Genomic DNA, 21061 nt, shown 5'->3' on the forward strand with positions numbered 1-21061 from the left:
CGTGTCGCCGCCGAATCAGGCGGTGTCGCTGAGCGATTCGTGCCGAGGCCGACCGAATCATCCCCGCACCCGCTGGACTCTAGGTGGAATCCACGAGGATCCGCCAGGTGCGGTCGGCCTGACGGCGCAGCACGAGGGTCGCGACGCCCTCGAACGAATCACTGCCGTCCATCGTGCCGTTGCGCAGCCGGGTCGACCACACGTTCGTGACGAGCGCGATATCGCCCGCCTCGATGATTTTCGCTGCGCGCGTGGTGATCTCGGGCCGGAGTGCGAGCCGCTGCCGGTACATCGCCAGCAACTGCGCGTGCCCGCGCACGAGCGTGCCGTCGGGCATGGCGAAACATGCCTCTTCGTCGAAGAACCGAACCACCTCGCCGGGATCGCCGCCGTTGATGGCGGCGGTGATCCCGGGTAGCAGTTCGGCGGGTGTCCGCGCGGTCATCCTGTTACTCCGCAGGCCAGGGGGCTGTGCCGCCCTCGACGAACAGCAAGCGCACATCGAGGGCGCCCTCGCGGGCCCGCTTGGCCTTCTGATACTCCTCGGAGTGGTACCACCGCCGGACCTGCGCCATATCCGGGAATTCGATCATGGTGAGTACCCGGTCCGCGGGCCAGGCGCCCTCGGCGGATTCCGGTGTGGCGCCTTGGATTCGGTACCGGCCGCCGAAATGTTCGATGGTGGGTTCGGCGAGTTTGCGGTATTCGAGAGCGCGCTGCGCGTCGATGACGGTCGAGTCGACGACCACGTAGACAGACATTGATTCCCCTTCCGGCCCCCTGTCGACGGTATCACCGTGACAATTGGAAACGCCGTGTAGTTTTGATACGCCGAATCATACGGAAGCGGCGTAGGGTGTCAACCGTGCCAGCGATATCCGAACAGCCGACGCGGCGGGAGCGCCTGCGGGAGCAGACATCCCGCGAGATCATGTCGATCGCCCTGCGACAACTGGTCGCAGACGGCGCGGGCGGTATCTCGCTGCGGGGTATCGCGCGGGAGATGGGGATGACGGCGCGCGCGATCTACACCTATTTCGCCACCCGCGACGAGCTGATCACCGCGCTGACCGACGAGATGACCACCTCGCTCGCCGACACCCTGGAGCGCGCCCGCGACACCGCCCCGACGATCCGGGAGCTCGGTTGATCGCCTGGGGCAGCGCCCTTCGCGAATGGGCGCTGGCCAATCCGGAAGGTTTCCGGCTCATCTACGGCGATCCGATCCCGGGCTATGAGCAGCCCGTCGACGGGCCGACCGACCGTGCGGCGCGCCGGGTGTGCGGTGGGCTGAATCGCCTTGTGGCGGAGGTAAATCCGGCAGGTAGGCCGGGCGCCGAATGGTCCGATTTCCCGGGCGACTACGTGACGAAGATCCGCACCGAAGCGCCCGATATCGCGCCGGGGACGGCGGGGCTGGCGCTGCGTGTGTGGGGCCGCATCCACGGTCTGGTGACGCTCGAGATCTACGGCCACCTGCGCTCGGTCTCGAACGATCCGGCGGCCCTACAGCGCGCGGATCTGCTCGAACTCGTCGAACAGCTCCGCGCTAGCTGAGTTCGAACAGCTCGGAAGCGTTCTGGTAGAACACCTTTCGCAGCCAGTCGTCCCCGAGTTCCAAACGCTCCAGCGCCTGCACCGCATGACTGTAGCTGTACGGGATATTGGGGAAATCGCTGCCGAAGAGGATGCGGTCGCCGAATTCGGCGAGGCGGCCGCGCTCGCCGTCCGGGAACGGATCGGCCGCCTCGAAGAAATCGGTGAAGGTCATGGTGGTGTCCAGGCGCAGCAGCGGATACCGCTCGACCAGATCGAGGAACTCACGGTATTCCGGCGCGCCCAGATGCGCGATGATCAGGCGCAGCCGCGGAAACCGTCGCAGCAGCCCGGCGATCGGCTCCGGTCCGGTGAATTCGGTGGCGACCGGGCCGGATCCGCAGTGGATGAGCACCGGTACCTCGGCGTCCTGGATCATGCCCCACACCGGGTTCAGCAGCGGGTCGCCGGGGTGGAATCGCCCGACCTGGATGTGCACCTTGAAGATTCGGGCGCCGCGTTCTATCGCGGTCTGCACGTAACCGGCGGCGTGGTGTTCCGGGTAGAAGGTCGCGGTGTGCAGGCAATCCGGTGTGCGGGCGGCGAATTCGGCGGTCCACTCGTTGAGCCAGGCCGCCATATCCGGTTTGTGTGGGTAGACCAGCGAGGTGAAGGCGCGAACGCCGAAGCCGCGCAGGGTTTTCAGCCGCACCTGCTCATCGTCGCGGTAGGCGATCGGCCACTGCCGCGCCACCAGCGGACCGGCCGCGTCGAAGTACTCCCACACCTTGCGCAGCACCTGCTCCGGCATGAAATGCGTGTGCACGTCGACGATTCCGGGTAGGCCGAGCCGTCGCCGGAATTCCGTCAGGTAGGTGACATCGTCGTCCACCGAACCTCCTAGTATGGGTTCAAGACCGTCGGCCGGGCCGAGCCCCATTGCGAGACAACGGACTAGAAACCTTCGGGCGGGTATACCGCTCGGGCGAAATCGCCCACCCGGCTGATCAGTCGCTCGAAGAACTCGGCCGGATCGGTGCCGATCACGATATCCGCGTTGGGTTCGCGGCCCCACATACCCGACCAGTCGGCCACCGTCGTCGCGCGGGTGATGGTGCCCGCCAGCTCGACATCCACCGTCGCGGGGCGCAGCACCGCGAGTTCGTGGTCGAGCGCGACGGCCGCGGCGAACGGGTCGTGCATATGCGCGAGATAGCCGAGGTCGTAGGAGGCGTGGAAGTCGAAGTAGAAGCGGACCGCGTCGGTGACGTACCGCACGATCGGATTGCTCGCGGCCGAACGGGCTTCCGGGGGATCGAGCGGTGAAACCGTCTCCACCGGAAGGCTGCCCGCACGCTCGGCGAGCAATTCCAGGTGCTTGGGCTGCATTTCGATGGTCTCGGTGATATCGAGCGCGCAGATGATCGGCCGGGCGGGCGCGGCGCAGAAGGCGTCGTAGACCTCCTTCGCCGCCTCCGGGTCCACGTGCACGTTCCACTCGTTGGTGGGCGTCGTATTGCCGGGGTGATTGAAGGCGCCACCCATGATCACCAAGCGCCGCAACAACTTCGGCAGCTCGGGTTCGAGCCGCAGCGCCAGCGCCAGATTGGTCAGCGGCCCGGTGCACAGGCCGACGATCTCGCCGGGATGTGCGCGCACCCGATCCACCCAGAGCTCGGCGGCGGTGCGCGGGGAAAGGGTCCGGCTCGACGCGGGCAGTTCGGCGTAGCCGATGCCCTGCGGTCCGTGCGTATCCTCGGTGGTGCGCAGCGGGACCGCGAGCGGTTCGGCCGCGCCGAGCGCGACCTCGATGTTCGGTGCCCGGCACAGGTCGAGCAGCGCCAGATTATTGGCCGCCACCCGGAGTGCGGGCACATTGCCCGCCGTGGAGGCGATACCGACGATCTCGGCCTCGGGGAGGCGAGCAGGTAGAGCAGTTCCAGCGAGTCATCGATGCCGGTGTCGATGTCCATCATGATCTTCTGCCGCACGATCCCGAGCGTAGGCCCACCCGCCGCCCGACCACCACCCGCCCATCGAATCGCCGCGCGCCCGTGGCCGCGAACCATTCGCGGCCATCGGGATTCGCGGATCAGTAGGTGGGCAGCTGGTACTCCTCGTGATGGCCGAAGAAGATCTTCTTGGTGATCGGGCGCATCGGACGGGAGAACATGATCCGGTTGGTCGTCTTCATCAGCGCGGTGCTGACCTTGGAGTTCGGCACCATCATCTTGATGCCGCCGCCCGGGATCTCCTGCGCCTTGTCCAGGAACGGCCGCACCTTCTCCTCGTATCGCGCCAGCGCGCCGGGCAGATCCGCCGGCGTCGAGACGATCTCCGCCGCAAGAACATACGCGCCGACGACGGCCATCGCGGTACCCATACCGGTCAGCGGCGAGCCGCAATAACCCGCGTCGCCGACCAGCGTTACCCGGCCCGCCGCCAGCGTCGGCATATCGATGCGCTCGAGTACGTCGAAGTAGAAGTCGGGCGCGGTCGTCATCGCGGCGAGAATCTCCGGTGCGCGCCAGCCACCGTCGACGATGTGCCGGTGGATGAGCCGCTGCTGCGCGGTGACATCGCGGCGCAGCGCCGGATCCTCGTCGGTGCGAATCATGATGATGGCCTTGGACGTCGCCGGTTCGCGGTCGGCCCGGATGCCGAAGGACGCGCCGGGCACGAACCGCATGGTGAACCAACCGGGACGGCTGTCGGCCGGGGTCGGCATGGTGAAGTACGAGACGTAACCACCCAGGTAGCCGCTGAACTGCTCCTCCGGACCGAAGGCGAGCCGCCGCGTCGCCGAATGTACGCCGTCGGCCCCGACCACCAGGTCGTAGCGCTCGACCTTGCCGGAGGCGAAGGTCACGGTGACGCCGCTGTCGTCCTGGTTCAGTGCCTCGATCCAGTCCCCGTAGCGGTAGTCGAGGTTGCCGCCGTCCGCGGCCTCGACCTCGTCCAGCAGCACCTGGTTCAGGTCGCCGCGGGTGATCTCGATCTCGGCGATCAGCGCCTTGCCGTCGAAATCCTCCATCGCGGCGGTCGCGTACGCGCTGCCGTCCGCGTTGACGAAGGACATGCCGCGCTCGTCGAGCTGGACCTTGCGGATACCGGGCATGAGGCCCATCCGCTCGGCCGCGTCCCGGCTGGGGCCGCGCAGGTCGACGGCCTGGCCGCCGGGGCGCGGGGCGGCGGCCCGCTCGACGACTGTGGTCCGGATACCGGCCCGAAGTAGTTGCAGCGCAACGGCATTGCCCGCGATGCCGCCGCCGGAAACCAGGATGGTGGGGGTGGTGCTCATTTGGAGTGTCCTTGCCGTTTGATCGAATGTCTTAGACAAATGTGTCACACGATTGGCACGTTTGTCTAGCACGAATGTCTAAGACGTTGTAACCTGGGCTTATGGGAAATCGAGAGGATCTACTTGCGGGGGCGCGCAAGGTCATCGTCGAACGCGGTGTCGCGAAGGCGACGGCCCGCGATATCGCCTCCGCCGCCGGGGTGAGCCTGGCCGCGATCGGCTACCACTTCGGGTCGAAGGAGGCGCTGATCACCGAGGCGCTCGCGGAATCGCTCGGCAATTCCATCGGCGACGGGATGGACGCGCTGATCCGGGAATCGACAGGGACGCCGCTCCTGCGGGCGTTCGCGCACCTGTGGAACGAGATGCCGAAGGTTTTCCAGGAGAACCGCGACTACATGACGGCGAGCCTGGAGAATATGGTGCGCGTCGTCCGCTCACCGAGGGACCAGCAGTTCTACGCCGACCAGATGCCCGGCATGTACCGCGAAATGGTTGCCCTGCTACGGGATACGCATCCGCAGCTGAACGAGGAGCAGGCATACGCGATCGCGCAGCTGAACTGGGTGCTGGTGCAGGGGCTGGGGATGCTGTCGGTGGTCATGCCGGACGCCGAGTTGCCGGACGGCGACCGGCTCGCCGAAGCGGTCGCCGTGCTCGCGGGATACTCAGGGGCGCAGACGAATACCTCTGATACCTGAGCGCCGATTGTCGGCGGTCTGCCATTCCGGCGTCGTGCGCCATCGCTGCGGCTCCGCCGTCGGTGATTCCGGTGAACGCCGGAATCACTTGCAGCCGTGCAGGTTCCGCGTGCAGGGACGACGAGGAAGGTCCGGTCGAGAACCCGGCGGCGGTCGAGCATCGCGCCGCCCGTGTCGAATGGCCTGCGACCGCGGTGGTTCGGCGCCGACTCGCCGCTACCGGATCGGCACCGGCCAGGCGGGACTGTCCGAGCCGTACGGCGGTGCGGGCCAGGCATAGTCCGGGTATTCGGCGAGTGCGGGCGCGGCGGTGACGGTGCTGCCGTGCGCCACCGCGGCGGCCGGATCGGGCAGCGCCGCGCGCGGATGCCGGGCCGACCGGTGCGGCGCGTTCAGCAGCCAGGATGCGGTGCGCGCCAAGGAGACTCGCACATCGCGTCCGTGGCCGTCGCGCGCCCGCGCGACGAGCGCGTCGAGTACGCCCGCCGCGAGCAGATATCCGGTGGCGTGGTCGAGCGCCTGCGCGGGCAGGGTGCCGGGTACCGCGGGCGCGCCCTCGACGATCGAAATGCCGGTGGCCGCCTGCACGATGCTGTCGAAACCGCGCCGCCCGCCCCACGGCCCGACCTCACCCCACGCACTCACCCTGGCGTGGATGAGACCCGGATGCGCCGAGGCGCTGATACCCGCCAGCGCACCGGGCCGATAGCCGGTGACCAGCACATCCGCGGCGGCAAGCAGTTCGTTGAAGGCGGGCCACTGCGCGTAGACGTCCAGCAGCGTCGACCGCTTGCCCTGGCAGGTGTCGAGGTAATGCCACGGAATCTCCGGCAGCCGTGGCGGATCCACCCGCAGCACATCGGCGCCGAGCAGCGCGAGCGTTCTGGTGGCCACCGGGCCGGAGATCACCCGGGTGAGATCGAGCACCCGGATCCGGCGCAGCGGCTGCAAAGGCGATGCGTCCAAGGACAATCCGGCGGTGGTGCGGTCGGCGCGCGGGTGGATGGCGACGATGGGCCCGGATGCGGCCGCCTGCCCCTCCGGGCTGAGCGCCCACTCCTGCTCGGTGCGCACCCGGACCGCGATGGCGCCGTTGGCGGCCGCGCTGTCCTCGATGTCGGCGGCCCGGCGCATGGCCATCTCCGCCTCGGCGTGCTCCATCGGTGCGTCGGCCGAAAGTCCCAGTGAGGCAAGGAGTCTGGCGCGGTGGTGCGGGTAGTTGGCGTGGGTGCGGACCCAGCCGTCGAAGGTGGGGAAGAAGCCGGACAGGTCGGCGAATGTCGCGGGCGGCCTGCCGTCGGCGCGCAGCAGTTTCTCGCTGGAGAAGGCCGCCGTGATGCGGGCCGGGTCGATGCGATGCTGCACCGGATGCAGTCCGCGCGCGGTACGCAGCCGGTTGCTCGCCGCCGTCACCGCCGCGACCGCCCCGGAGGCCAACGCCCAAACGGGCAGCGTCGCAGCCAAATTGGCACCCGGGTCCGTCCAACCCGCCGGATCCGGATCCTGCGGCCCCAGAGGAGCGGAGGTAATACTCGTTGAGCCGATACCGATTCCCGCTTCGTAGTCGTGGACCAGCCACTGGTGGGTGTTCACTCGAACGAGCGTAGTTGCTCATGCGGAAAGGAGTCGTCTATGACCGTCATCGGGAGCACCGACTGGCTGCGGGTGTTGCGGGAGGCCGCGGCGCCGCGGCATCAGCTGGTGTGTTTTCCGCCGGGCGGCGGTTCGGTGACGGCCTATCGGGCACTTGCGACTCGCTTCGGCGCCGGGACGGCCGTTGCGGCGGTGCAATATCCGGGGCGGCAGGACCGCCTCGGTGAGGCGCCGCTGCGCGACCTCGAGGGTATGGCCGAACATATCGCGGCGGAAATCCTGCGCCAGCCCGGCGTGGAACGGCTCGCGCTCTTCGGCCACAGCATGGGCGCGACAGTGGCTTTCGAAACGGCGCGGCGGCTGGAGCTGGCCGGGCAGCCGGTGACGGTGCTGTTCGCATCGGGCCGGGTGTCGCCGCTGGTGCGTAACACCGGACGGCTCCATCTGGGCTCCGACGCCGGTCTGATCGACGAATTGGCCAGGCTGGCAACCGATCCCGCGTCGGTGCAGGTGATTCGCGATGAGCCGGGCCTGGCCGAACTGGTGCTGCCCGCCCTGCGCGCGGACTACCACGCGGTGGAAACCTATGTCTACCAACCGGGTAAGCCGCTGGATTGCCCGATCGCGGTGCTGGCCGGTACCGATGATCCGACCATGTCGGCCGCCGATATCGAACAGTGGCGCCCGCTCACCTCGGGCGGCTTCGACTCGCGGATCTTCGCGGGCGGGCATTTCTTCCTCGACGAAAAACCGGACGAGGTGGTCGATTTCGTCGAGCGGAAGCTGAAAGAACTTTAGCCCTGGGCGGGAAGCGCTTTTGCCGCACGGCGATGGCGCAACCACAGATACCCCACCCAGGATGCCGCGACGACCAGCGCCACCAATACCCGGATCAGCCCGAGTGCCCGCTCCGGATAGAGCACCCCGGTGATGTAGTGCGCGATGAATCCGCTGGGTGGCAGCCCGGCCTCACCGGCCCGGCGCCGCGCCCAGCTCTCCAGGTAGGTGAGCGGACATTCCAGTCCGAACAGCACCGTGCTGAACCCCCACCCGAAGGCGAGTAGGTGCAGCCAGATCGTGCGCGGCCAGCGCCACGCCACGAATCCGCCGACGACAACGTATGCCACGAAGGCGAAGTGCACCGCGGCGACCGCGTCGGCCAGCAGCCGGAAGAACACACTACGAGGGTAGGCCCGCCGCCGCGGCCCGCGCGAATATCCGGCTCAGCAGATGGCGGAACAGCACGACGGTGTCGCCGGCGAATTCGCGTCGGCCCACACCGAGGAAGCGCAGCGCGGCGCGCTGTTCGACGGCCGTGACGGTGAGCGCGCGGCCCAGCCGCGCCCAGCACAGTGCGCGCGCCGCCGTCCGGCGCAGCGGGCCGCGGTGCGCGTATTCGGTGCGTAGCTGGGATTTATGGAATTCCAGGTGGCGCATCTGGTCTGCGTGGATGCGCCGGGCCACCTCGGTGAGCACCGGATCGATGGTGCCGTCGCGCAGCGCGCGGAAGTAGCGCGCCGCGATCACGTCGGACACGAGACGGGCCCGCAGCTCGGCGCACAGGTCACGGCCGTGCCGCGCCGGCCGCACCTCGGCGGTGGCCGCCAGGATCTGGTCGATCAGCCGGGCGTGCTCCACCTTCTCCGCGAGGTAGAGCCGAACGGCCGCAACATAATCCGGATCCCCGGAGCCGGTGCTGCACGCGAGCAGCGTGCTGTCGCGCCAGCGACCCGGGAAACGGGCCAAACCCGTGGTGAGCTCGGATGGCAACGGCCGCAACCGATTCCACTCCGGCGGCGGCTGCCGGGCGCGGTGCGCGGCCGCCAGTAGGAAATCGGTGAGCCAGTCCGTCCGTGCCTGCCCGCCCCGTCTCCTACCATCCCCGAATGCTCGCATGATCGGTAATCTCGGCGGCGGGCCGGAACGCAACACTCACCAGGGGGCGGGTTCGTAGTCCTTGAGGAAGCAGCCGTACAGGTCGGTTCCATTCTCGCCCTGGACAATTGGGTCGTATACCCGGGCGGCGCCGTCCACCAGGTCCAGCGGCGCGTGGAAGCCCTCCTCGGCGAGGCGGATCTTCGTGTAATGCGGGCGCTCGTCGGTGATCCACCCGGTGTCAACCGCCGTCATCAGGATGCCGTCGGCCTCGAACATCTCCCTGGCGCTGGTGCGCGTCAACATATTCAGCGCCGCCTTGGCCATATTCGTATGCGGATGGCCGGGACCCTTGTAGGCGCGGGAGAATTGGCCTTCCATGGCCGAGACGTTGACGATGTACTTGCGCCGGGCGTTCGCCGCCGCCATGACCGGTCGCAACCGCGACACCAGGATGAACGGCGCCACCGAATTGCACAGCTGCACCTCGAGCAGTTCGGTCGGATCCACCTCGGCCACCGTCTGCACCCAGCTGTTGGTGTGCGCCAGATCCGGCACCAGGCCGCCTGCGTCGATCGCGATGCCGCGCGAAATCCGTTCCGGCGTGGCGGATCCCGCGACCAGCGCGAGTTCGGCGACATCCGCGGCGGACAGCGTCGGGGCAAGCGACGCGGTGAGCGCGGTCGGATGCGCCTGCATGGTCTTGCCGAAGGTGACCACCTCGGGCAGCGCGCCCGCGGGCAGCGGGCCCGATTCCGCGTCGACGAGCGCGCTGTACGCGCCGGGGGAGCGGCGCACGGTCTGTGCCGCGTTGTTGATGAGAATGTCCAGCGGCCCCTGGGCCGCGATATCGTCGGCGAGCGCGACCACCTGCGCCGGATCGCGCAGATCGATTCCGACGACGCGCAGCCGGTGCAGCCAGTCGGCGCTGTCGTCCATGGCGGCGAAGCGCCGGATGGCGTCGTTGGGGAAGCGGGTGGTGATGGTGGTGTGCGCGCCGTCGCGCAGCAGCCGCAGCGCGATGTACATGCCGATCTTGGCGCGGCCGCCGGTGAGCAGCGCCCGCTTGCCGGTCAGATCGGTACGGGCGTCCCGTTTCGCGTGGCTGCGCGCCGCGCAGTCCGGGCACAGCTGGTGATAGAACGCGTCCACCTGGGTGTAGCGCTGCTTGCAGATATAGCAGGGCCGCGGCCGGATCAGCGTGCCCGCGCTCGCCCCCGCGGCATTCGAGGTGAGCGGGATGCCCGCCGTCTCGTCGTCGATCCGGTTGGGCGAACCGGTCGCGGTGGCCGCGACCACGGCACGGTCCGCCTCCGACACCCGGTCCCTGGCCTCGATGCGCTTGCGCTGCTTGAGCTTCTTGAACATGTGGCCGACGGCGCGCTGCACGGTGACCGAGTCGGGATGATCCTTCTCGAGCCGTGCGGCCTGGTCGAGCACGCGCAGACAGGTGGCGAGCTCGTCGGGATCAATGGTGCTTTCGGCCATCGGAACGGGGGTCATCCTTTGCTGAACTGGGCGATCGACCCGTTCATTGTGTCAAACCCGCCGCCGCGGTTGCCCGGTGGTTACCCGCGCAGCTTCGGCATCGACGCGGCGGCCGCCTTCCTCAGCAGATCCTTGATATCGGATTCGCTCGGATACTGGCCCGAAGTCTTGTTGCCGTAGTCGGATTGATACCAGCTGAGGCCGTAGGTGAACCAGCCGTCGCGCACCGAGAGCGATACGTCGACGCCGCTCGAACCCGATGACGGCTTCTTGATCCTCAGATATGCGGCGTCGCCGATGCCGGAGACCTTCTCGATCGTCGAATCCTTACCGAATTCGGTATCGGTGTAGGTGTCGCGGTAGGCGTCGAATTCCGGTCCCGGATTGGTCTGCTTGTGCACGGTCGCGTCGACATACAGCGAGGCGTAGCTGTACTTGTCCGTCGACCCGGGTGGCGCGAAATGGAACCCGCAGGACATCGTGTCGAGCGCGGCGTGCTGGTGACCCTCATGCGTCGGAAATGCCTTACCGCTGCTGTCGGTGCTCTGGGTCTTCAGGTTGCGGCCGGTGAACAACGAGGTGTCGGTGGCGTCGCAGAGATTGCCGACGAAGTGGTAGCCGCGCAGGTCGGCGTCCTTGCTGATCTGCGGTCCGTCGCTGAAGCCACCGGCGGCGAATACGCCGCCCGCCCAGATCGCCGAGGTCACGACGACCGCGCCGAGCGCCCAGAGCCAGCCATTACCACGGCCGCCCGGGGCCTGCGGGTGGCCGGGCGGCTGGTTGAGCGGCGGCTGCCCCGGTGTGAACGGCTGTCCTGGAATCTGTTGGTAGCCGGGTGGATACGTGGGCTGCTGCGGAATCTGTTGCGCGGGATCCGGGTACGTGGGCTGCTGCGCCTGTTGTGCGGGAGCAGAATACGCTGATGGCTGCGGAACCTGCTGCGCGGGAGCAGAATACGCTGATGGCTGCGGAACCTGCTGCGCGGGAGCGGAATACGCGGGGTGCTGCGCGAACTGCTGCCCGGGAGCCGGATACCCGGGCTGCTGCGGAACCTGTTGCGCCGGATCCGGATACGCGGACTGCGGGATCGAAGGCTGACTCTGCTGGAACTGGGTCGGCGCGCCCTGCGGATATCCCGACTGCTGCGGTATGGACGGCTGACTCTGCTGGAACTGGGTCGGCGCGCCCTGCGGATACGGTTGCTGCGGACCGGCAGGATAACCCGCCTGCTGCGGACCGCCGGATTGATAACCCGCCTGCTGCGGATCAACAGGCGGATATCCCGGCTGCTGCGGGATCGCCGGACTGCTCGGCTGGCGCAGGATCGTCGGATCGGCCTGCTGGACGGCATACGGCTGGGCAGGCGGCTGGGCCTGGCCGACCGCATGCTGCTCGGATCCGGTCGAGTACTGCGGCGCTGGACCGCTCGGCGCGCGCACCATGGTCGGATCCGCCACCGCCTGCGGCTGGCCCGGCTGTTGCAGCTCGGTCCACCACTCGTCGTCCGGCTTGCGGTGTTTCGCATCCCCCGATTCGGTCATGGGCGCAGGCTACTCGACCCGCAACCGGTCGGCGACTTCGGTCCGGCCGCAGGACGCGGCGCGGTCGGCGATGGCCGCCAGCAGGTTGCCCGGAATTTCGGCACGCACCTCGATCAGGCCGTGCCAGACGGAATCGGGCGTATCGGTGCTGAGCGCGGCGAGGAATTCGTCGAGTCCGTCCATGCCGTCGACGAGCTCGAGTATCCGCGCCCGCCCGGCCGCGTCCTGGGCGAGCGCGATCTCGACGAGGGTGTCGACCGTTTCGCCGCGTGCGGCGGCGTGCACCGCCGCGAGCAGCTGTTCGCGAGTGAGTTCCGCGATATGGGTGGCCAGCCGGGTCTTCGCCGTCTCGGGCAGCGCGTCCACCAAAGGCAGTGCCTCCGGCCACAATTCGTGCTCGGCGGTGGTTTCGATAATCCGTCGCAGCACCGCGGGCTCCGCCATGACCGGCAGCGCGGCCATCCGCCTGCGGTCGGCCGCGGTCATGGCCAGCGCGATCGGCAGCATGGCCGCCCAGCGTCCGGCCGAATCCGCTTGGCGGACAAGCTCGCCCAGTTCGTCGTCGGATTTTTCGGCCACCAGGCCCGCGAGAAATCCGAGCTGTTCCGGCGCGAGCTGCCTGGCCAGCGGCAGCAGCTCCAGCCAGAGGTCGTGATCCAGCGCGACGGTCAAAATCCGTGCCAGCACCGCCTCGTCGCGCATCGCGGGGCGAACGACGAAGGCGCGCAGGCTTTCCTCGCTCATCGCGCCGGTGACCGGCAGCAGCATGGCCCAGGCGTCCAGCTCGTGCACCGCGGCGATCAGACCGTCGAGCAGTTCGCCGTCGAGTCCGGCGGCCAGGTCGCCGAGCCGCGCCCGGTTCTCGGCGCCGACGCCGCCGAGCAGATCGATGCCCTCGGCCCACATCTCCTGTTCGGCGGCCGCCCTGATCACCCCGGCGAGCCGGTCCTCGACCAGTCCGATCAGCCGGTCGACCGAATCCTTGTTCTCCATCACGAAACCGATGCGCAGCAGATCCGCGTCGTCCATCATCGCCGCGACGGCGAGCATGATCTCGTCGGGCACCGCGCCGACGAATCGGCCCATGGTCAAATGGTCACCGCGGGAAAGCAATTCGCGCGCCACCGGCACCACCAGCTGCTGCGGCACCTCGGCGAGCAATGCCGCGGTGCGGCGCGGGTCCAGCTGGGTCGCGGCCTCGGCCAAGAACTTCGGCGGCAGCGCCCGCGCGATCTCCACCGCCCGCGCGATCTCCACCGATCCGGCGACGGCGGCGCACAGCAGCGGCCCGAAGGCGTGCTCGGCGGCCTTGGCGCCGATCGCGGTCGGCACGATACGGGCCGCCGCGGCAATGCGTTTCATGCGCGCGGCCTCGCCGTCGAACAACAGATCGGTGGCTCGTTCGCGGAAGACGCGGATCGCCTCCGGCGGCAGCGCGGTGAGGAATTCGAGTGCGGTGGGATCGGAAAGTTCCAGCAGCCGAGCGAGTTTGATGGTCTCGGCCCGGGCGAGCAAGGTTGTCACAGGCCGAGTGCCCGCTTCACCGCCGGACGCATGAGGCGTGGGATCAGCCGCAGTCCGGAATCGATGGCGGCGCCCAGGCGCTCGGCGCGCCGCTGTTCGGCGGCCCGCAACAGTCGATCCAGTTGCGCCAGTTCGGCTTCGGAGAGCCGGTCGAATTCGGCTGGCAGCGGCGCCGAGAGGGTTCTGCTCAGCAGTTCGGCGGCATCGGACATCGATAATCTCCTGTAGTACCCGTTCAGGCGCGGCGGCGCGGGGAGATCGCGGCCCGGTCGGCGCGCAGATCGTCGATGAAATTCGCCAGCGCCTCGGCCACCAGCAGCGGTTCGGTCACCGGCAGCCAGTGGTCGGCCGGAACCGCGTTGCGCCACAGCCGATCCACCCAGCGGTCCGAGCAGTCGTACGCGGCGGGCGGTACCAGGATGTCGGTGGTGTTCACCAGCAGCTGGACCGGAACCGCGGTGCGCCGCAACCGAGGATGCCCCAGATGGTGGGTGAGGTTGGCGTGCGCGATCCTGGCGCCCGCGACGGCATCGGCGTACCAGGTGGGGGCGATGCGCGCGGGTACCGGGGAGATACCGCCGAGCCGCTCGACCAGCCAGGTGCGCACCCGAGGCGTGTAGAAGCGCCGCAGCACAACGGGTTTCGGAGTCAATGCCCATTTGGCCAGGCCGAGCCAGGCGGCCGGATCGCCGACGACGCGGCGCGCCCGCGGCAGCGCGGCGCGCAGCCACAGCCCGAGGTGGTCGAGGTTCGGCCCGGAAATCGCGGTGTACGAGGCGATCCGGGTATTGGCGCGCGGATCGCACACCGCCTCCCACAGCTGTACCGCACCCCAGCCGTGACCGCAGGCGTGTACCGGGCGGCGCGGGCTGGCCGCATCGATGACGGTGAAGAAATCGGTGGCCAGATGGTCGAGCCGATACGCCGCCGGGTCCGGCGACCCGGCCGAACGTCCGTGCCCGCGCACGTCATAGGTGATCACCCGGAATCCGTCGGACAGCAGCGCCGCGACGGTGGCCCAGACCCGGTGGGTGTCGGTGAGCCCGTGCACCAGCACCAGCGGTTCGGCGGCGGCCTCGCCCCATTCGAAGACGGCCAGCTCACCGCCTGCGCCCTGAACCGTCCAGCGCCGGTCCGGGCGCGGCGTCTCGCGGGCCGGATCGTGCGGCGCGGTGCTCGCGCCGGGCGCCCGGTCACCGCCGGTCGGGGAATCGCTGTGCGATGCTGCGTTCATCGGATGCCTCGGTCGTGCGGATGCGGCCGCGCTGCGTACCGCCGGTACGTTTTCCGATACTGACAGTACGATCATCCGGGTGCAATGGCGGCGGCCGACACGAAAATATGGCGTAGCTCACGCCATTCGCCGCGAGCCGACCGTACCGGCGGTACGTGTAAGCTGCGGACGTGTCCCGCGTCAATGCCAGATCCGCGACGATCACCCGTGCGGAGATCGTCGACGCGGCGATCCGCGTGATCGACCGCGACGGCCCGCGGCCGAGCATGGACGATATCGCCCGCGAGGCGCGCATCACCAAGCCGCGCCTCTACCGGCAGTTCACCGACAAGGCCGATCTCTACACCGAAATCGGCCGCCGCATGGGCGAACTGGTCACCGCCGCCGCCGATCTCACGCTCGTGCTGCAGCCGCCGCGCGCCGCGCTGCGCCGGGTGCTCAGCGGGTACGCGGATAGCATTCTGCTGCATCCCAACGTTTTCCGCTTCCTGGCCCAGGCGCAGATGACGCCGAGGGCGGATGGTTCGCTGCCGCAGTTCGATGTGGGCCGCGCGGCCGCTGGCCGTTTCGCGAAACAGGCGCGCGAGGTGGCCGCCGCCGTCGCCATCGACAGCGACGGCATCGATTATCTGTCCAGGGCGGTGGTCGGCGTGGTCGTCTCGATCACCGATCTGTGGCTCGGTGAGCCGGAGCATCGGCGCAGCGCGGGTGAATTCGTGGACCGCGCAACGGAATTCGTTTGGGGGCTGGTGGACGGTTTCCTGCGCGGGCAGGGCATAGCCGCCGACCCGGACACCCCGATCCTCACCTCGCTGGCCGCGGTGAACCGAGCCGAATCCGCGAGCTGACCCGCCGGGAACCGGTCGCGGCGCCGACGTGTCGCGCGGTTGTTGACATGCTGCCAATAGTGCGCGAATCTGATGATGGAACCGGCGTCGATGCCGGGCGTCGAACAGAAGGAACGGGCAGATGGCACGCGCCGCGTGGAGTGACGACGAGGTCGAGGCAGTACGCAAGCTGGCGCGGACGTTCTTCGAAAAGGAAGTCGTCCCGCACGAGGAGAAATTCGTCGCACAGGGGCATCCGGATCGCGCACTGTACAACCGCGCGGGCGAACTCGGCCTGCTGTGCGCCGCGATCCCGGCCGAATACGGCGGCGGTGGCGGCACTTTCGCGCACGAGGCGGCCATCATCGAGGAACAGTCCCTGGCCGGCGACGGTTCGCTCGGTATGCCCGTGCACAGCGCGATCATCGCGCCCTACCTCAACGAGTTCGGCTCCGAGGAACTCAAGCGGCGGGTGCTGCCGAAGGCGGCCAGCGGCGAGATGGTGCTATCGATCGGGATGACCGAGCCGGGTACCGGATCCGATCTGCAGAACATCAAGACCCGCGCGGTGCGCGAAGGCGACGAGTACGTGATCACCGGCTCGAAGATCTTCATCACCAACGGCTGGCTCTGCGACGGCATCATCATCGCCGCGAAGACCGATCCGACGAAGGGCGCGGCGGGCGTCTCGCTCATCTTCGCCGAAGTGGGCGACGACACACCGGGTTTCACCCGCGGCCGGATCCTGAACAAGATCGGTGGCAAGGCGCAGGACACCGCCGAACTGTTCTTCGACGGCCTGCGGGTGCCCGCGAGCAACCTGCTCGGCGCGGCGGAGGGCCAGGGCTTCTATCAGATGATGCAGCTGCTGGCGCAGGAGCGCCTGGTCACCGCGATCATCGCGGTGGCGATGACCGAGCAGGCGGTGCGGCTCACCGTCGAATACACCAAGGGCCGCGAGGCATTCGGCAAACCGCTGTTCGCCATGCAGAACACCAAATTCGAACTCGCCGAATGCGCGACGATCGCGAAGGTCGGCCGCATCTTCCTCGACGATTGCATCGGTAAACACCTGCGCGGCGAGCTCGATATTCCCACGGCCGCGATGTCGAAGTACTGGCTCACCGATCAACTGGGTATTGTTGTCGATCGCTGCCTACAACTGTTCGGCGGCTACGGCTACATGACGGAGTACCCGATTTCTCAGCTCTACACCGGCGCCCGCGTCCTGCGCATCCTGGCGGGCAGCAACGAGGTGATGAAGGATCTCATTGCCCGCTCCCTCTGAAACCAACGGCGCGCGCAGGCGCAGGCTCGAACCCGACGAGCGCCGCGCGCAGATCCTCGCCTGCGCCATCGACATGTTCGGCGAACGACCGTATGCCGCGGTCTCGACCGCCGAACTCGCCCAGCGGGCGGGTGTCGCGCGCGGCCTGATCAACCACTACTTCGGCAATAAACGCGACCTCTACCTGGCTGTGGTGCGCCGCATGGTGACGCTGCCCAGGCTCGACGACATGATCGTGCCGACCGGCACCGACCGCGAACGAGTCGACGCAAGTGTGCACTGGCTGCTGGACACCATCGCCGAACACGGCAGCACCTGGGTGAAGGTGACCAGTCACGAGGGCGTCGGCGACGATCCGGAGGTGCAGCAGATCCTGGACGCGGCCGACGACGCGGCCGCCGAACGTCTGCTGCTGATGGTCGGCCGGGCGGATTCGGCACACGGCGCGCAATTGCGCGCGCTGGTCCGCGCCTACGGCGGATTGGTGAAAGTGGCCGGGCGGGAATGGATCACCCGCCGCACCCTGACCAGGGAACAGGTGCACGAACTGCTCGCCGACATGTTGATGACGCTGGTGACCCAATCGCTGCCGAAGGTCGACCGCGGGCGCTGAACGCCCGCGGCCGATGCGTTCGGTGCGGAATCAGATCAGTTCGCGGGCATGCTTTCCGGGCGGTTCGGCGCTGTAGCGAACCGGCTGCAAATGTCCGGGCGCATGCCCCTGCCTGCCGTACCGGCGCTCGATGAGCTCCTCGCGGCGATGCTCGACGAGCAGTGCGCCGATGCCCGCGATCCACAGCGCCGCGGTGAGGATCGCGCCGACCTGGGTCCAGCCGTCGAATCCGTATCCGGCGGCGGTGAGCGTGCACGCCATGCCGACGACGCCGAGCGCGCACAGCACGAGCCCGGGGACGTTGTAATTGTCATTGAGCAGGTCGCCGGCTTGGGCGTGCCAGGCGTCGGACTCCGCGGCCGAATTGGTGTTACCGAGCATGGATCCTCCTGTATCGGATTCGCGGCGCTCCGGCTTACCGATCCGGCGCACGCGCGGCACATGATCAGTTATTCCTCTTCGACATCAGAATGGCTCGTCGGCGAGAAATTCGCGAGCAATTGTTCAGGGTTCGTTATTTTCACCGCTGATATGTGCGATTCGCCCCTATTGTGGGTCGGGAAGCGGGGCGGGGTTCGGTCGAGTCCGAGGTTCCTGCGTGTGTTGGTGATGTGAGAGGGACCTGGCATGACACGGACCGAACGCTGGGACAGTGACCGCTGGCCGGAGGTCGAGCGCGAATCCGAGCGCCGTGACCGGGCGCGCTATGAAGAGGACGGCGCGCCGATCGTGAACCCCTACGCGATCGTCGCGCTGGTCGGGGCCCTGCTCGGCCTGTTCCCGGTGGCGATCGTGTTCGGCATGATCGCCTTCGGTCATCCACGCGGGCGCGCGATGGCGTCCTTCGCACTGCTGATCGGGTTGATGGAGGTGGGCGCAATTGTCTCGCTCGTCATGTTCGGCGGTACCGCGCTGCGCGATTTCCTGCATCGCGCCGACAGATCGGCCGCGGTCTCGGAGACCGTCCAGCCGACGGTGCGCGCCACCCCGGCCACGACGACGGCGTCGGCCGCCGCCACCCCGACCCCGACCCCGGCGACGACGACGGCCGCGGCCACCGGAACGCCGGTGAAGGGACAGACCTGCACCGAGGCACAGGTCGGCCTGATCGGCACCGCCGCCGACGGCTCGACCCTGCTATGCCTGTTCAGCTCCGGGGTGAACGGCGGCTACAAGTGGGCGGGCCCGTACGCCGTGGCCAGCGGCGTGCAGCAGACCGGGACCAGCTGCGATCCCTCCGCGCAGAAATCGGCCCGCACCACCGACGGCCGCGCCCTGGTCTGCGAGGGGCAGGGCCGCAATGCCATGTGGGTGCCGTGGACCGAACTCTAGCCCTTCTTCGCCCGGCTCGGCTGCACCCGCGGCGGCTCGTTCGGCATTTTCGGATATTGCGGCGGCCACGGCGCGTCCATGAGTCCGGCGGCCATATCGCGTTCCGACATTTCCAGTAGCGGCGCGATCGATTGCGGCGGGCGATCGGCCCACGGATCGCCGAGTTCGGCCAGCCGCGCCGGAACCGTCGCGATGGTCAAATCCTCCGGAACAATGGCATCCAAATCGTCCCAGGAAATGGGTGTCGACACCTGCGCACCGATCTTCGGCCGCACACACCACGCGCCGAAAACCGTTTTGTGCGGGGCATTCTGGTTGAAATCGATGAAGACGCGGGCACCGCGCTCCTCTTTCCACCATTGCGCGGTGATCCGGTCCGGATGCCTGCGCTCCAGCTCCCTGGCCAATGCCACCGCCGCCGCGCGGACCTGATAACCATCCCAATTCGGCTCCAGCGCGACATAAATGTGCAGGCCACGGGATCCGGAGGTTTTGATCCGCGAATCGATGCCCAACTCCGCGAACAATTCCCGGGTGAGCACCGCCGCGTGTTTCAGGTCGTCGAAGGAGATGCCGGGGGAGGGGTCCAGGTCTATGCGCAGTTCGTCGGCGATCTTCAGATCCTGAATTCGATTGGGCCACACGTGAAATCCCAGACAGCCTTGATTGACCGCCCACAGGATGTGCGCCAGATCGTGCGCGACGAGCGCATCGCTGGTGGTGCCGTTGGGGGTGGATACCTCGACGGTGTGCAGCCACTCCGGCGCCGATTTCGGAACCCGTTTCTGGAACCACGATTTACCGGACGCGCCATCGGGATAGCGCTCCAGCAGCAGCGGCCGGTCCCGAACCACGCCGAGGAACGGTTCCGCGACCGCTTGGTAGTAGCGCACCAAATCGAGTTTGGTTTCGCCGCGCTTGGTGAAGTAAATCTTGTCCGGATTGCTGATCGAGACGACGCGGCCGTCGGTCTCGATATCGATCGATTCGGTCATCGCCGGGCCACCGCATCGGCGCGCGCCTCGGCGAAGATAGTGGCCAGCTCGGCGGGCGCGACCTCATCCAGCTGCGCGTAGGTGCAGGACTCCGGCGTGCGGTCGGTGCGGAAGCGGACCAGCCTGCCGCCGTGGCGCAGCCGCCCCGACTGCACATGTTCGTAGCGGACCTCGACCACGAGCTCCGGGCGCAGCGCCTCCCAGGACAGATCCTTGCCGCCGGTCCACCGGCTGACCCCGCCCGGCATCTTGCCGTCGGCCTTCGCCTGCGCGGCCGCGTCGGCCCAGTCGCGCCACGGATGATTGTCGAGCGCGTTCTCCCGCAACGGTTTCAGCTCCTCGACCAACTCCTTGCGGCGGGCCGCCGTGAAACTGCTCGCCACCCCGACGTGATGCAGATTGCCCTCGTCGTCGAACAGGCCGAGCAACAGCGAACCGACGCCCTCGCCGTCCTTGTGCCAGCGGAAACCCGCGACGACGCAGTCGGCGGTGCGCTCGTGTTTGACCTTCAGCATCACCCGCTTGTCCTGCAGGTACTCCAGGTCGTTCGCCTTGACCATCACACCGTCGAAGCCCGCGCCCTCGAAGCGGGTGAACCAGTCCTCGGCCACATCGGGGTCCTGGGTGATGGGCGTGAGATGTACGCGGGCCAGTTCGGTGTCGAGAATGGTCTCGAGCAGCCGCCTGCGCTCGCTGAACGGCGCACCGGTGAGGTCCTGGTCGCCGAGGGCGAGCAGATCGAAGGCTACGAAGCTGGCCGGCGTCTCCTTGGCCAGCTTGTTCACCCTGGACGCGGCCGGATGCAGCCGATTCTGCAGCGTGTCGAAATCCAGGCCCTGTTCGGTGACGACCACGATTTCCCCATCGACAACGCATTTCTCCGGCAGCGCCTGCTTCAGCAGTTCGGCGACCTCCGGGAAATACCTGGTGAGCGGGCGATCGTTGCGGGAACCGAGTTCGACCTCGTCGCCGTCGCGGAAGACGACACAGCGGAAACCATCCCACTTCGGCTCGTAGCTCAGCCCCGGCTCCCGCGGCACCGCGGGCGCGGATTTGGCCAGCATCGGCCGGACGGGCGGCTGCACCGGTAGATCCACGGATCCTCCTTCGGAATTGTCCTCACCAGGAAAGACGGCGTGCGTGCTGCCGATTCATCGGTGGGCTCCGAGCTGGTCCGCCTCTCCGCGGTTTCAGGCCAGGCTCGTGTGCCGCG

General features: G+C 68.1%; 23 protein-coding genes and 1 pseudogene. 8 read left to right on the plus strand and 16 right to left on the minus strand.

Annotated elements, in window-relative coordinates:
- Nucleotides 1-79: 79 nt before the first annotated feature.
- Nucleotides 80-445, minus strand: a complete 366-nt coding sequence (locus tag F5544_RS21085; RefSeq protein ID WP_167474784.1) for a YybH family protein — start codon at nucleotides 443-445, stop codon at nucleotides 80-82.
- Nucleotides 446-449: 4 nt separating this feature from the next.
- Entirely contained in the window at nucleotides 450-761 is a 312-nt protein-coding gene (locus F5544_RS21090; RefSeq protein ID WP_167474785.1) for a DUF1330 domain-containing protein, read from the minus strand.
- A 104-nt stretch (nucleotides 762-865) separates the two neighbouring features.
- Here F5544_RS21090 and F5544_RS45985 point away from each other — a divergent pair, with 104 nt between their 5' ends.
- Nucleotides 866-1150, plus strand: a complete 285-nt coding sequence (locus F5544_RS45985) for a TetR/AcrR family transcriptional regulator (RefSeq protein WP_203217614.1) — start codon at nucleotides 866-868, stop codon at nucleotides 1148-1150.
- Nucleotides 1147-1557, plus strand: a complete 411-nt coding sequence (locus F5544_RS21095; protein WP_203217615.1) for a TetR-like C-terminal domain-containing protein — start codon at nucleotides 1147-1149, stop codon at nucleotides 1555-1557. The genes F5544_RS45985 and F5544_RS21095 overlap by 4 nt, the downstream gene beginning before the upstream one ends.
- On the opposite strand, the gene F5544_RS21100 is transcribed toward F5544_RS21095, so the two are convergent.
- From F5544_RS21100 to F5544_RS21110, 3 genes and pseudogenes are all read right to left on the minus strand, one after another.
- On the minus strand, nucleotides 1550-2476 hold the full coding sequence (locus F5544_RS21100; protein WP_167474786.1) for an amidohydrolase family protein: 927 nt from the start codon (nucleotides 2474-2476) through the stop codon (nucleotides 1550-1552). The two genes, F5544_RS21095 and F5544_RS21100, sit on opposite strands and share 8 nt — an antisense overlap.
- Before the next feature lie 14 nt (nucleotides 2477-2490).
- A pseudogene (locus F5544_RS21105) lies at nucleotides 2491-3512 on the minus strand (nucleoside hydrolase).
- Nucleotides 3513-3628: 116 nt separating this feature from the next.
- Nucleotides 3629-4837: an FAD-dependent monooxygenase gene (locus F5544_RS21110; RefSeq protein ID WP_167474787.1), complete on the minus strand. Its 1209-nt coding sequence runs from the start codon at nucleotides 4835-4837 to the stop codon at nucleotides 3629-3631.
- 101 nt (nucleotides 4838-4938) lie between these two features.
- Between F5544_RS21110 and F5544_RS21115 the strand changes: the two genes are divergently transcribed.
- Nucleotides 4939-5538, plus strand: coding sequence for a TetR/AcrR family transcriptional regulator (locus tag F5544_RS21115; protein ID WP_167474788.1), 600 nt, complete (start codon nucleotides 4939-4941; stop codon nucleotides 5536-5538).
- 216 nt (nucleotides 5539-5754) lie between these two features.
- Here F5544_RS21115 and F5544_RS21120 read toward each other — a convergent pair whose 3' ends face one another.
- The gene (locus tag F5544_RS21120; protein ID WP_167474789.1) at nucleotides 5755-7131 is read right to left on the minus strand and encodes a CoA transferase; all 1377 of its coding nucleotides are present in this window, start codon (nucleotides 7129-7131) and stop codon (nucleotides 5755-5757) included.
- Nucleotides 7132-7170: 39 nt separating this feature from the next.
- Here F5544_RS21120 and F5544_RS21125 point away from each other — a divergent pair, with 39 nt between their 5' ends.
- Complete coding sequence (locus F5544_RS21125) at nucleotides 7171-7929, plus strand: thioesterase II family protein (protein ID WP_167474790.1); 759 nt, start codon at nucleotides 7171-7173, stop codon at nucleotides 7927-7929.
- Here the strand turns inward: F5544_RS21125 and F5544_RS21130 are convergent.
- From F5544_RS21130 to F5544_RS21160, 7 genes are all read right to left on the minus strand, one after another.
- The gene (locus F5544_RS21130) at nucleotides 7926-8309 is read right to left on the minus strand and encodes a DUF2784 domain-containing protein (protein ID WP_167474791.1); all 384 of its coding nucleotides are present in this window, start codon (nucleotides 8307-8309) and stop codon (nucleotides 7926-7928) included. The two genes, F5544_RS21125 and F5544_RS21130, sit on opposite strands and share 4 nt — an antisense overlap.
- A gap of 1 nt (nucleotide 8310) precedes the next feature.
- Nucleotides 8311-9027, minus strand: a complete 717-nt coding sequence (locus F5544_RS21135) for a hypothetical protein (RefSeq protein ID WP_167474792.1) — start codon at nucleotides 9025-9027, stop codon at nucleotides 8311-8313.
- A 36-nt stretch (nucleotides 9028-9063) separates the two neighbouring features.
- Nucleotides 9064-10494 (minus strand): SDR family NAD(P)-dependent oxidoreductase, encoded by a 1431-nt coding sequence (locus F5544_RS21140; protein ID WP_167474793.1) that lies wholly within the window; start codon nucleotides 10492-10494, stop codon nucleotides 9064-9066.
- Between the two features lie 80 nt (nucleotides 10495-10574).
- Nucleotides 10575-12035, minus strand: coding sequence for a hypothetical protein (locus F5544_RS21145; protein ID WP_167474794.1), 1461 nt, complete (start codon nucleotides 12033-12035; stop codon nucleotides 10575-10577).
- Between the two features lie 9 nt (nucleotides 12036-12044).
- A complete protein-coding gene (locus F5544_RS21150) occupies nucleotides 12045-13559 on the minus strand; it encodes a hypothetical protein (RefSeq protein ID WP_167474795.1) in 1515 nt (504 codons plus the stop codon).
- Nucleotides 13556-13771: a hypothetical protein gene (locus tag F5544_RS21155; protein WP_167474796.1), complete on the minus strand. Its 216-nt coding sequence runs from the start codon at nucleotides 13769-13771 to the stop codon at nucleotides 13556-13558. Before F5544_RS21155 ends, F5544_RS21150 begins: the two co-directional genes overlap by 4 nt.
- Nucleotides 13772-13794: 23 nt before the next feature.
- Nucleotides 13795-14793, minus strand: coding sequence for an alpha/beta fold hydrolase (locus F5544_RS21160; RefSeq protein ID WP_167474797.1), 999 nt, complete (start codon nucleotides 14791-14793; stop codon nucleotides 13795-13797).
- A gap of 170 nt (nucleotides 14794-14963) precedes the next feature.
- Between F5544_RS21160 and F5544_RS21165 the strand changes: the two genes are divergently transcribed.
- From F5544_RS21165 to F5544_RS21175, 3 genes are all read left to right on the plus strand, one after another.
- Entirely contained in the window at nucleotides 14964-15641 is a 678-nt protein-coding gene (locus F5544_RS21165) for a TetR/AcrR family transcriptional regulator (RefSeq protein WP_167474798.1), read from the plus strand.
- 121 nt (nucleotides 15642-15762) lie between these two features.
- Complete coding sequence (locus F5544_RS21170) at nucleotides 15763-16908, plus strand: acyl-CoA dehydrogenase family protein (RefSeq protein WP_167474799.1); 1146 nt, start codon at nucleotides 15763-15765, stop codon at nucleotides 16906-16908.
- Nucleotides 16892-17521 carry a TetR/AcrR family transcriptional regulator gene (locus F5544_RS21175; protein WP_167474800.1) on the plus strand — a complete coding sequence of 210 codons (630 nt, stop codon included), beginning with the start codon at nucleotides 16892-16894 and terminating at the stop codon, nucleotides 17519-17521. Before F5544_RS21170 ends, F5544_RS21175 begins: the two co-directional genes overlap by 17 nt.
- Nucleotides 17522-17551: 30 nt before the next feature.
- On the opposite strand, the gene F5544_RS21180 is transcribed toward F5544_RS21175, so the two are convergent.
- Nucleotides 17552-17902, minus strand: a complete 351-nt coding sequence (locus tag F5544_RS21180) for a hypothetical protein (RefSeq protein WP_167474801.1) — start codon at nucleotides 17900-17902, stop codon at nucleotides 17552-17554.
- A 246-nt stretch (nucleotides 17903-18148) separates the two neighbouring features.
- On the opposite strand from F5544_RS21180, the gene F5544_RS21185 reads away from it, so the two are divergent.
- A complete protein-coding gene (locus tag F5544_RS21185; RefSeq protein WP_167474802.1) occupies nucleotides 18149-18853 on the plus strand; it encodes a hypothetical protein in 705 nt (234 codons plus the stop codon).
- Here the strand turns inward: F5544_RS21185 and ligD are convergent.
- Both ligD and F5544_RS21195 read right to left on the minus strand, forming a co-directional pair.
- Nucleotides 18850-19848 carry a non-homologous end-joining DNA ligase gene (gene ligD, locus F5544_RS21190; RefSeq protein ID WP_167474803.1) on the minus strand — a complete coding sequence of 333 codons (999 nt, stop codon included), beginning with the start codon at nucleotides 19846-19848 and terminating at the stop codon, nucleotides 18850-18852. The genes F5544_RS21185 and ligD overlap by 4 nt on opposite strands.
- Complete coding sequence (locus F5544_RS21195; protein WP_167474804.1) at nucleotides 19845-20945, minus strand: ATP-dependent DNA ligase; 1101 nt, start codon at nucleotides 20943-20945, stop codon at nucleotides 19845-19847. The genes ligD and F5544_RS21195 overlap by 4 nt, the downstream gene beginning before the upstream one ends.
- Nucleotides 20946-21061 lie beyond the last annotated feature (116 nt).

Source organism: Nocardia arthritidis, assembly GCF_011801145.1.
Lineage (GTDB): Bacteria > Actinomycetota > Actinomycetes > Mycobacteriales > Mycobacteriaceae > Nocardia > Nocardia arthritidis_A.

What these genes read in the sequence shown, in the direction of transcription:
- F5544_RS21185 (WP_167474802.1), top strand. Translation starts at nt 18,149, where the DNA reads ATGACACGGACCGAACGCTGGGACAGTGACCGCTGGCCGGAGGTCGAG.
- F5544_RS21110 (WP_167474787.1), bottom strand. Translation starts at nt 4,837, where the DNA reads ATGAGCACCACCCCCACCATCCTGGTTTCCGGCGGCGGCATCGCGGGC.
- F5544_RS21180 (WP_167474801.1), bottom strand. Translation starts at nt 17,902, where the DNA reads ATGCTCGGTAACACCAATTCGGCCGCGGAGTCCGACGCCTGGCACGCC.
- ligD (WP_167474803.1), bottom strand. Translation starts at nt 19,848, where the DNA reads ATGACCGAATCGATCGATATCGAGACCGACGGCCGCGTCGTCTCGATC.
- F5544_RS21085 (WP_167474784.1), bottom strand. Translation starts at nt 445, where the DNA reads ATGACCGCGCGGACACCCGCCGAACTGCTACCCGGGATCACCGCCGCC.
- F5544_RS21160 (WP_167474797.1), bottom strand. Translation starts at nt 14,793, where the DNA reads ATGAACGCAGCATCGCACAGCGATTCCCCGACCGGCGGTGACCGGGCG.
- F5544_RS21100 (WP_167474786.1), bottom strand. Translation starts at nt 2,476, where the DNA reads ATGGGGCTCGGCCCGGCCGACGGTCTTGAACCCATACTAGGAGGTTCG.
- F5544_RS21145 (WP_167474794.1), bottom strand. Translation starts at nt 12,035, where the DNA reads ATGACCGAATCGGGGGATGCGAAACACCGCAAGCCGGACGACGAGTGG.
- F5544_RS21135 (WP_167474792.1), bottom strand. Translation starts at nt 9,027, where the DNA reads ATGCGAGCATTCGGGGATGGTAGGAGACGGGGCGGGCAGGCACGGACG.
- F5544_RS21155 (WP_167474796.1), bottom strand. Translation starts at nt 13,771, where the DNA reads ATGTCCGATGCCGCCGAACTGCTGAGCAGAACCCTCTCGGCGCCGCTG.
- F5544_RS21140 (WP_167474793.1), bottom strand. Translation starts at nt 10,494, where the DNA reads ATGGCCGAAAGCACCATTGATCCCGACGAGCTCGCCACCTGTCTGCGC.
- F5544_RS21115 (WP_167474788.1), top strand. Translation starts at nt 4,939, where the DNA reads ATGGGAAATCGAGAGGATCTACTTGCGGGGGCGCGCAAGGTCATCGTC.
- F5544_RS21125 (WP_167474790.1), top strand. Translation starts at nt 7,171, where the DNA reads ATGACCGTCATCGGGAGCACCGACTGGCTGCGGGTGTTGCGGGAGGCC.
- F5544_RS21090 (WP_167474785.1), bottom strand. Translation starts at nt 761, where the DNA reads ATGTCTGTCTACGTGGTCGTCGACTCGACCGTCATCGACGCGCAGCGC.
- F5544_RS21170 (WP_167474799.1), top strand. Translation starts at nt 15,763, where the DNA reads ATGGCACGCGCCGCGTGGAGTGACGACGAGGTCGAGGCAGTACGCAAG.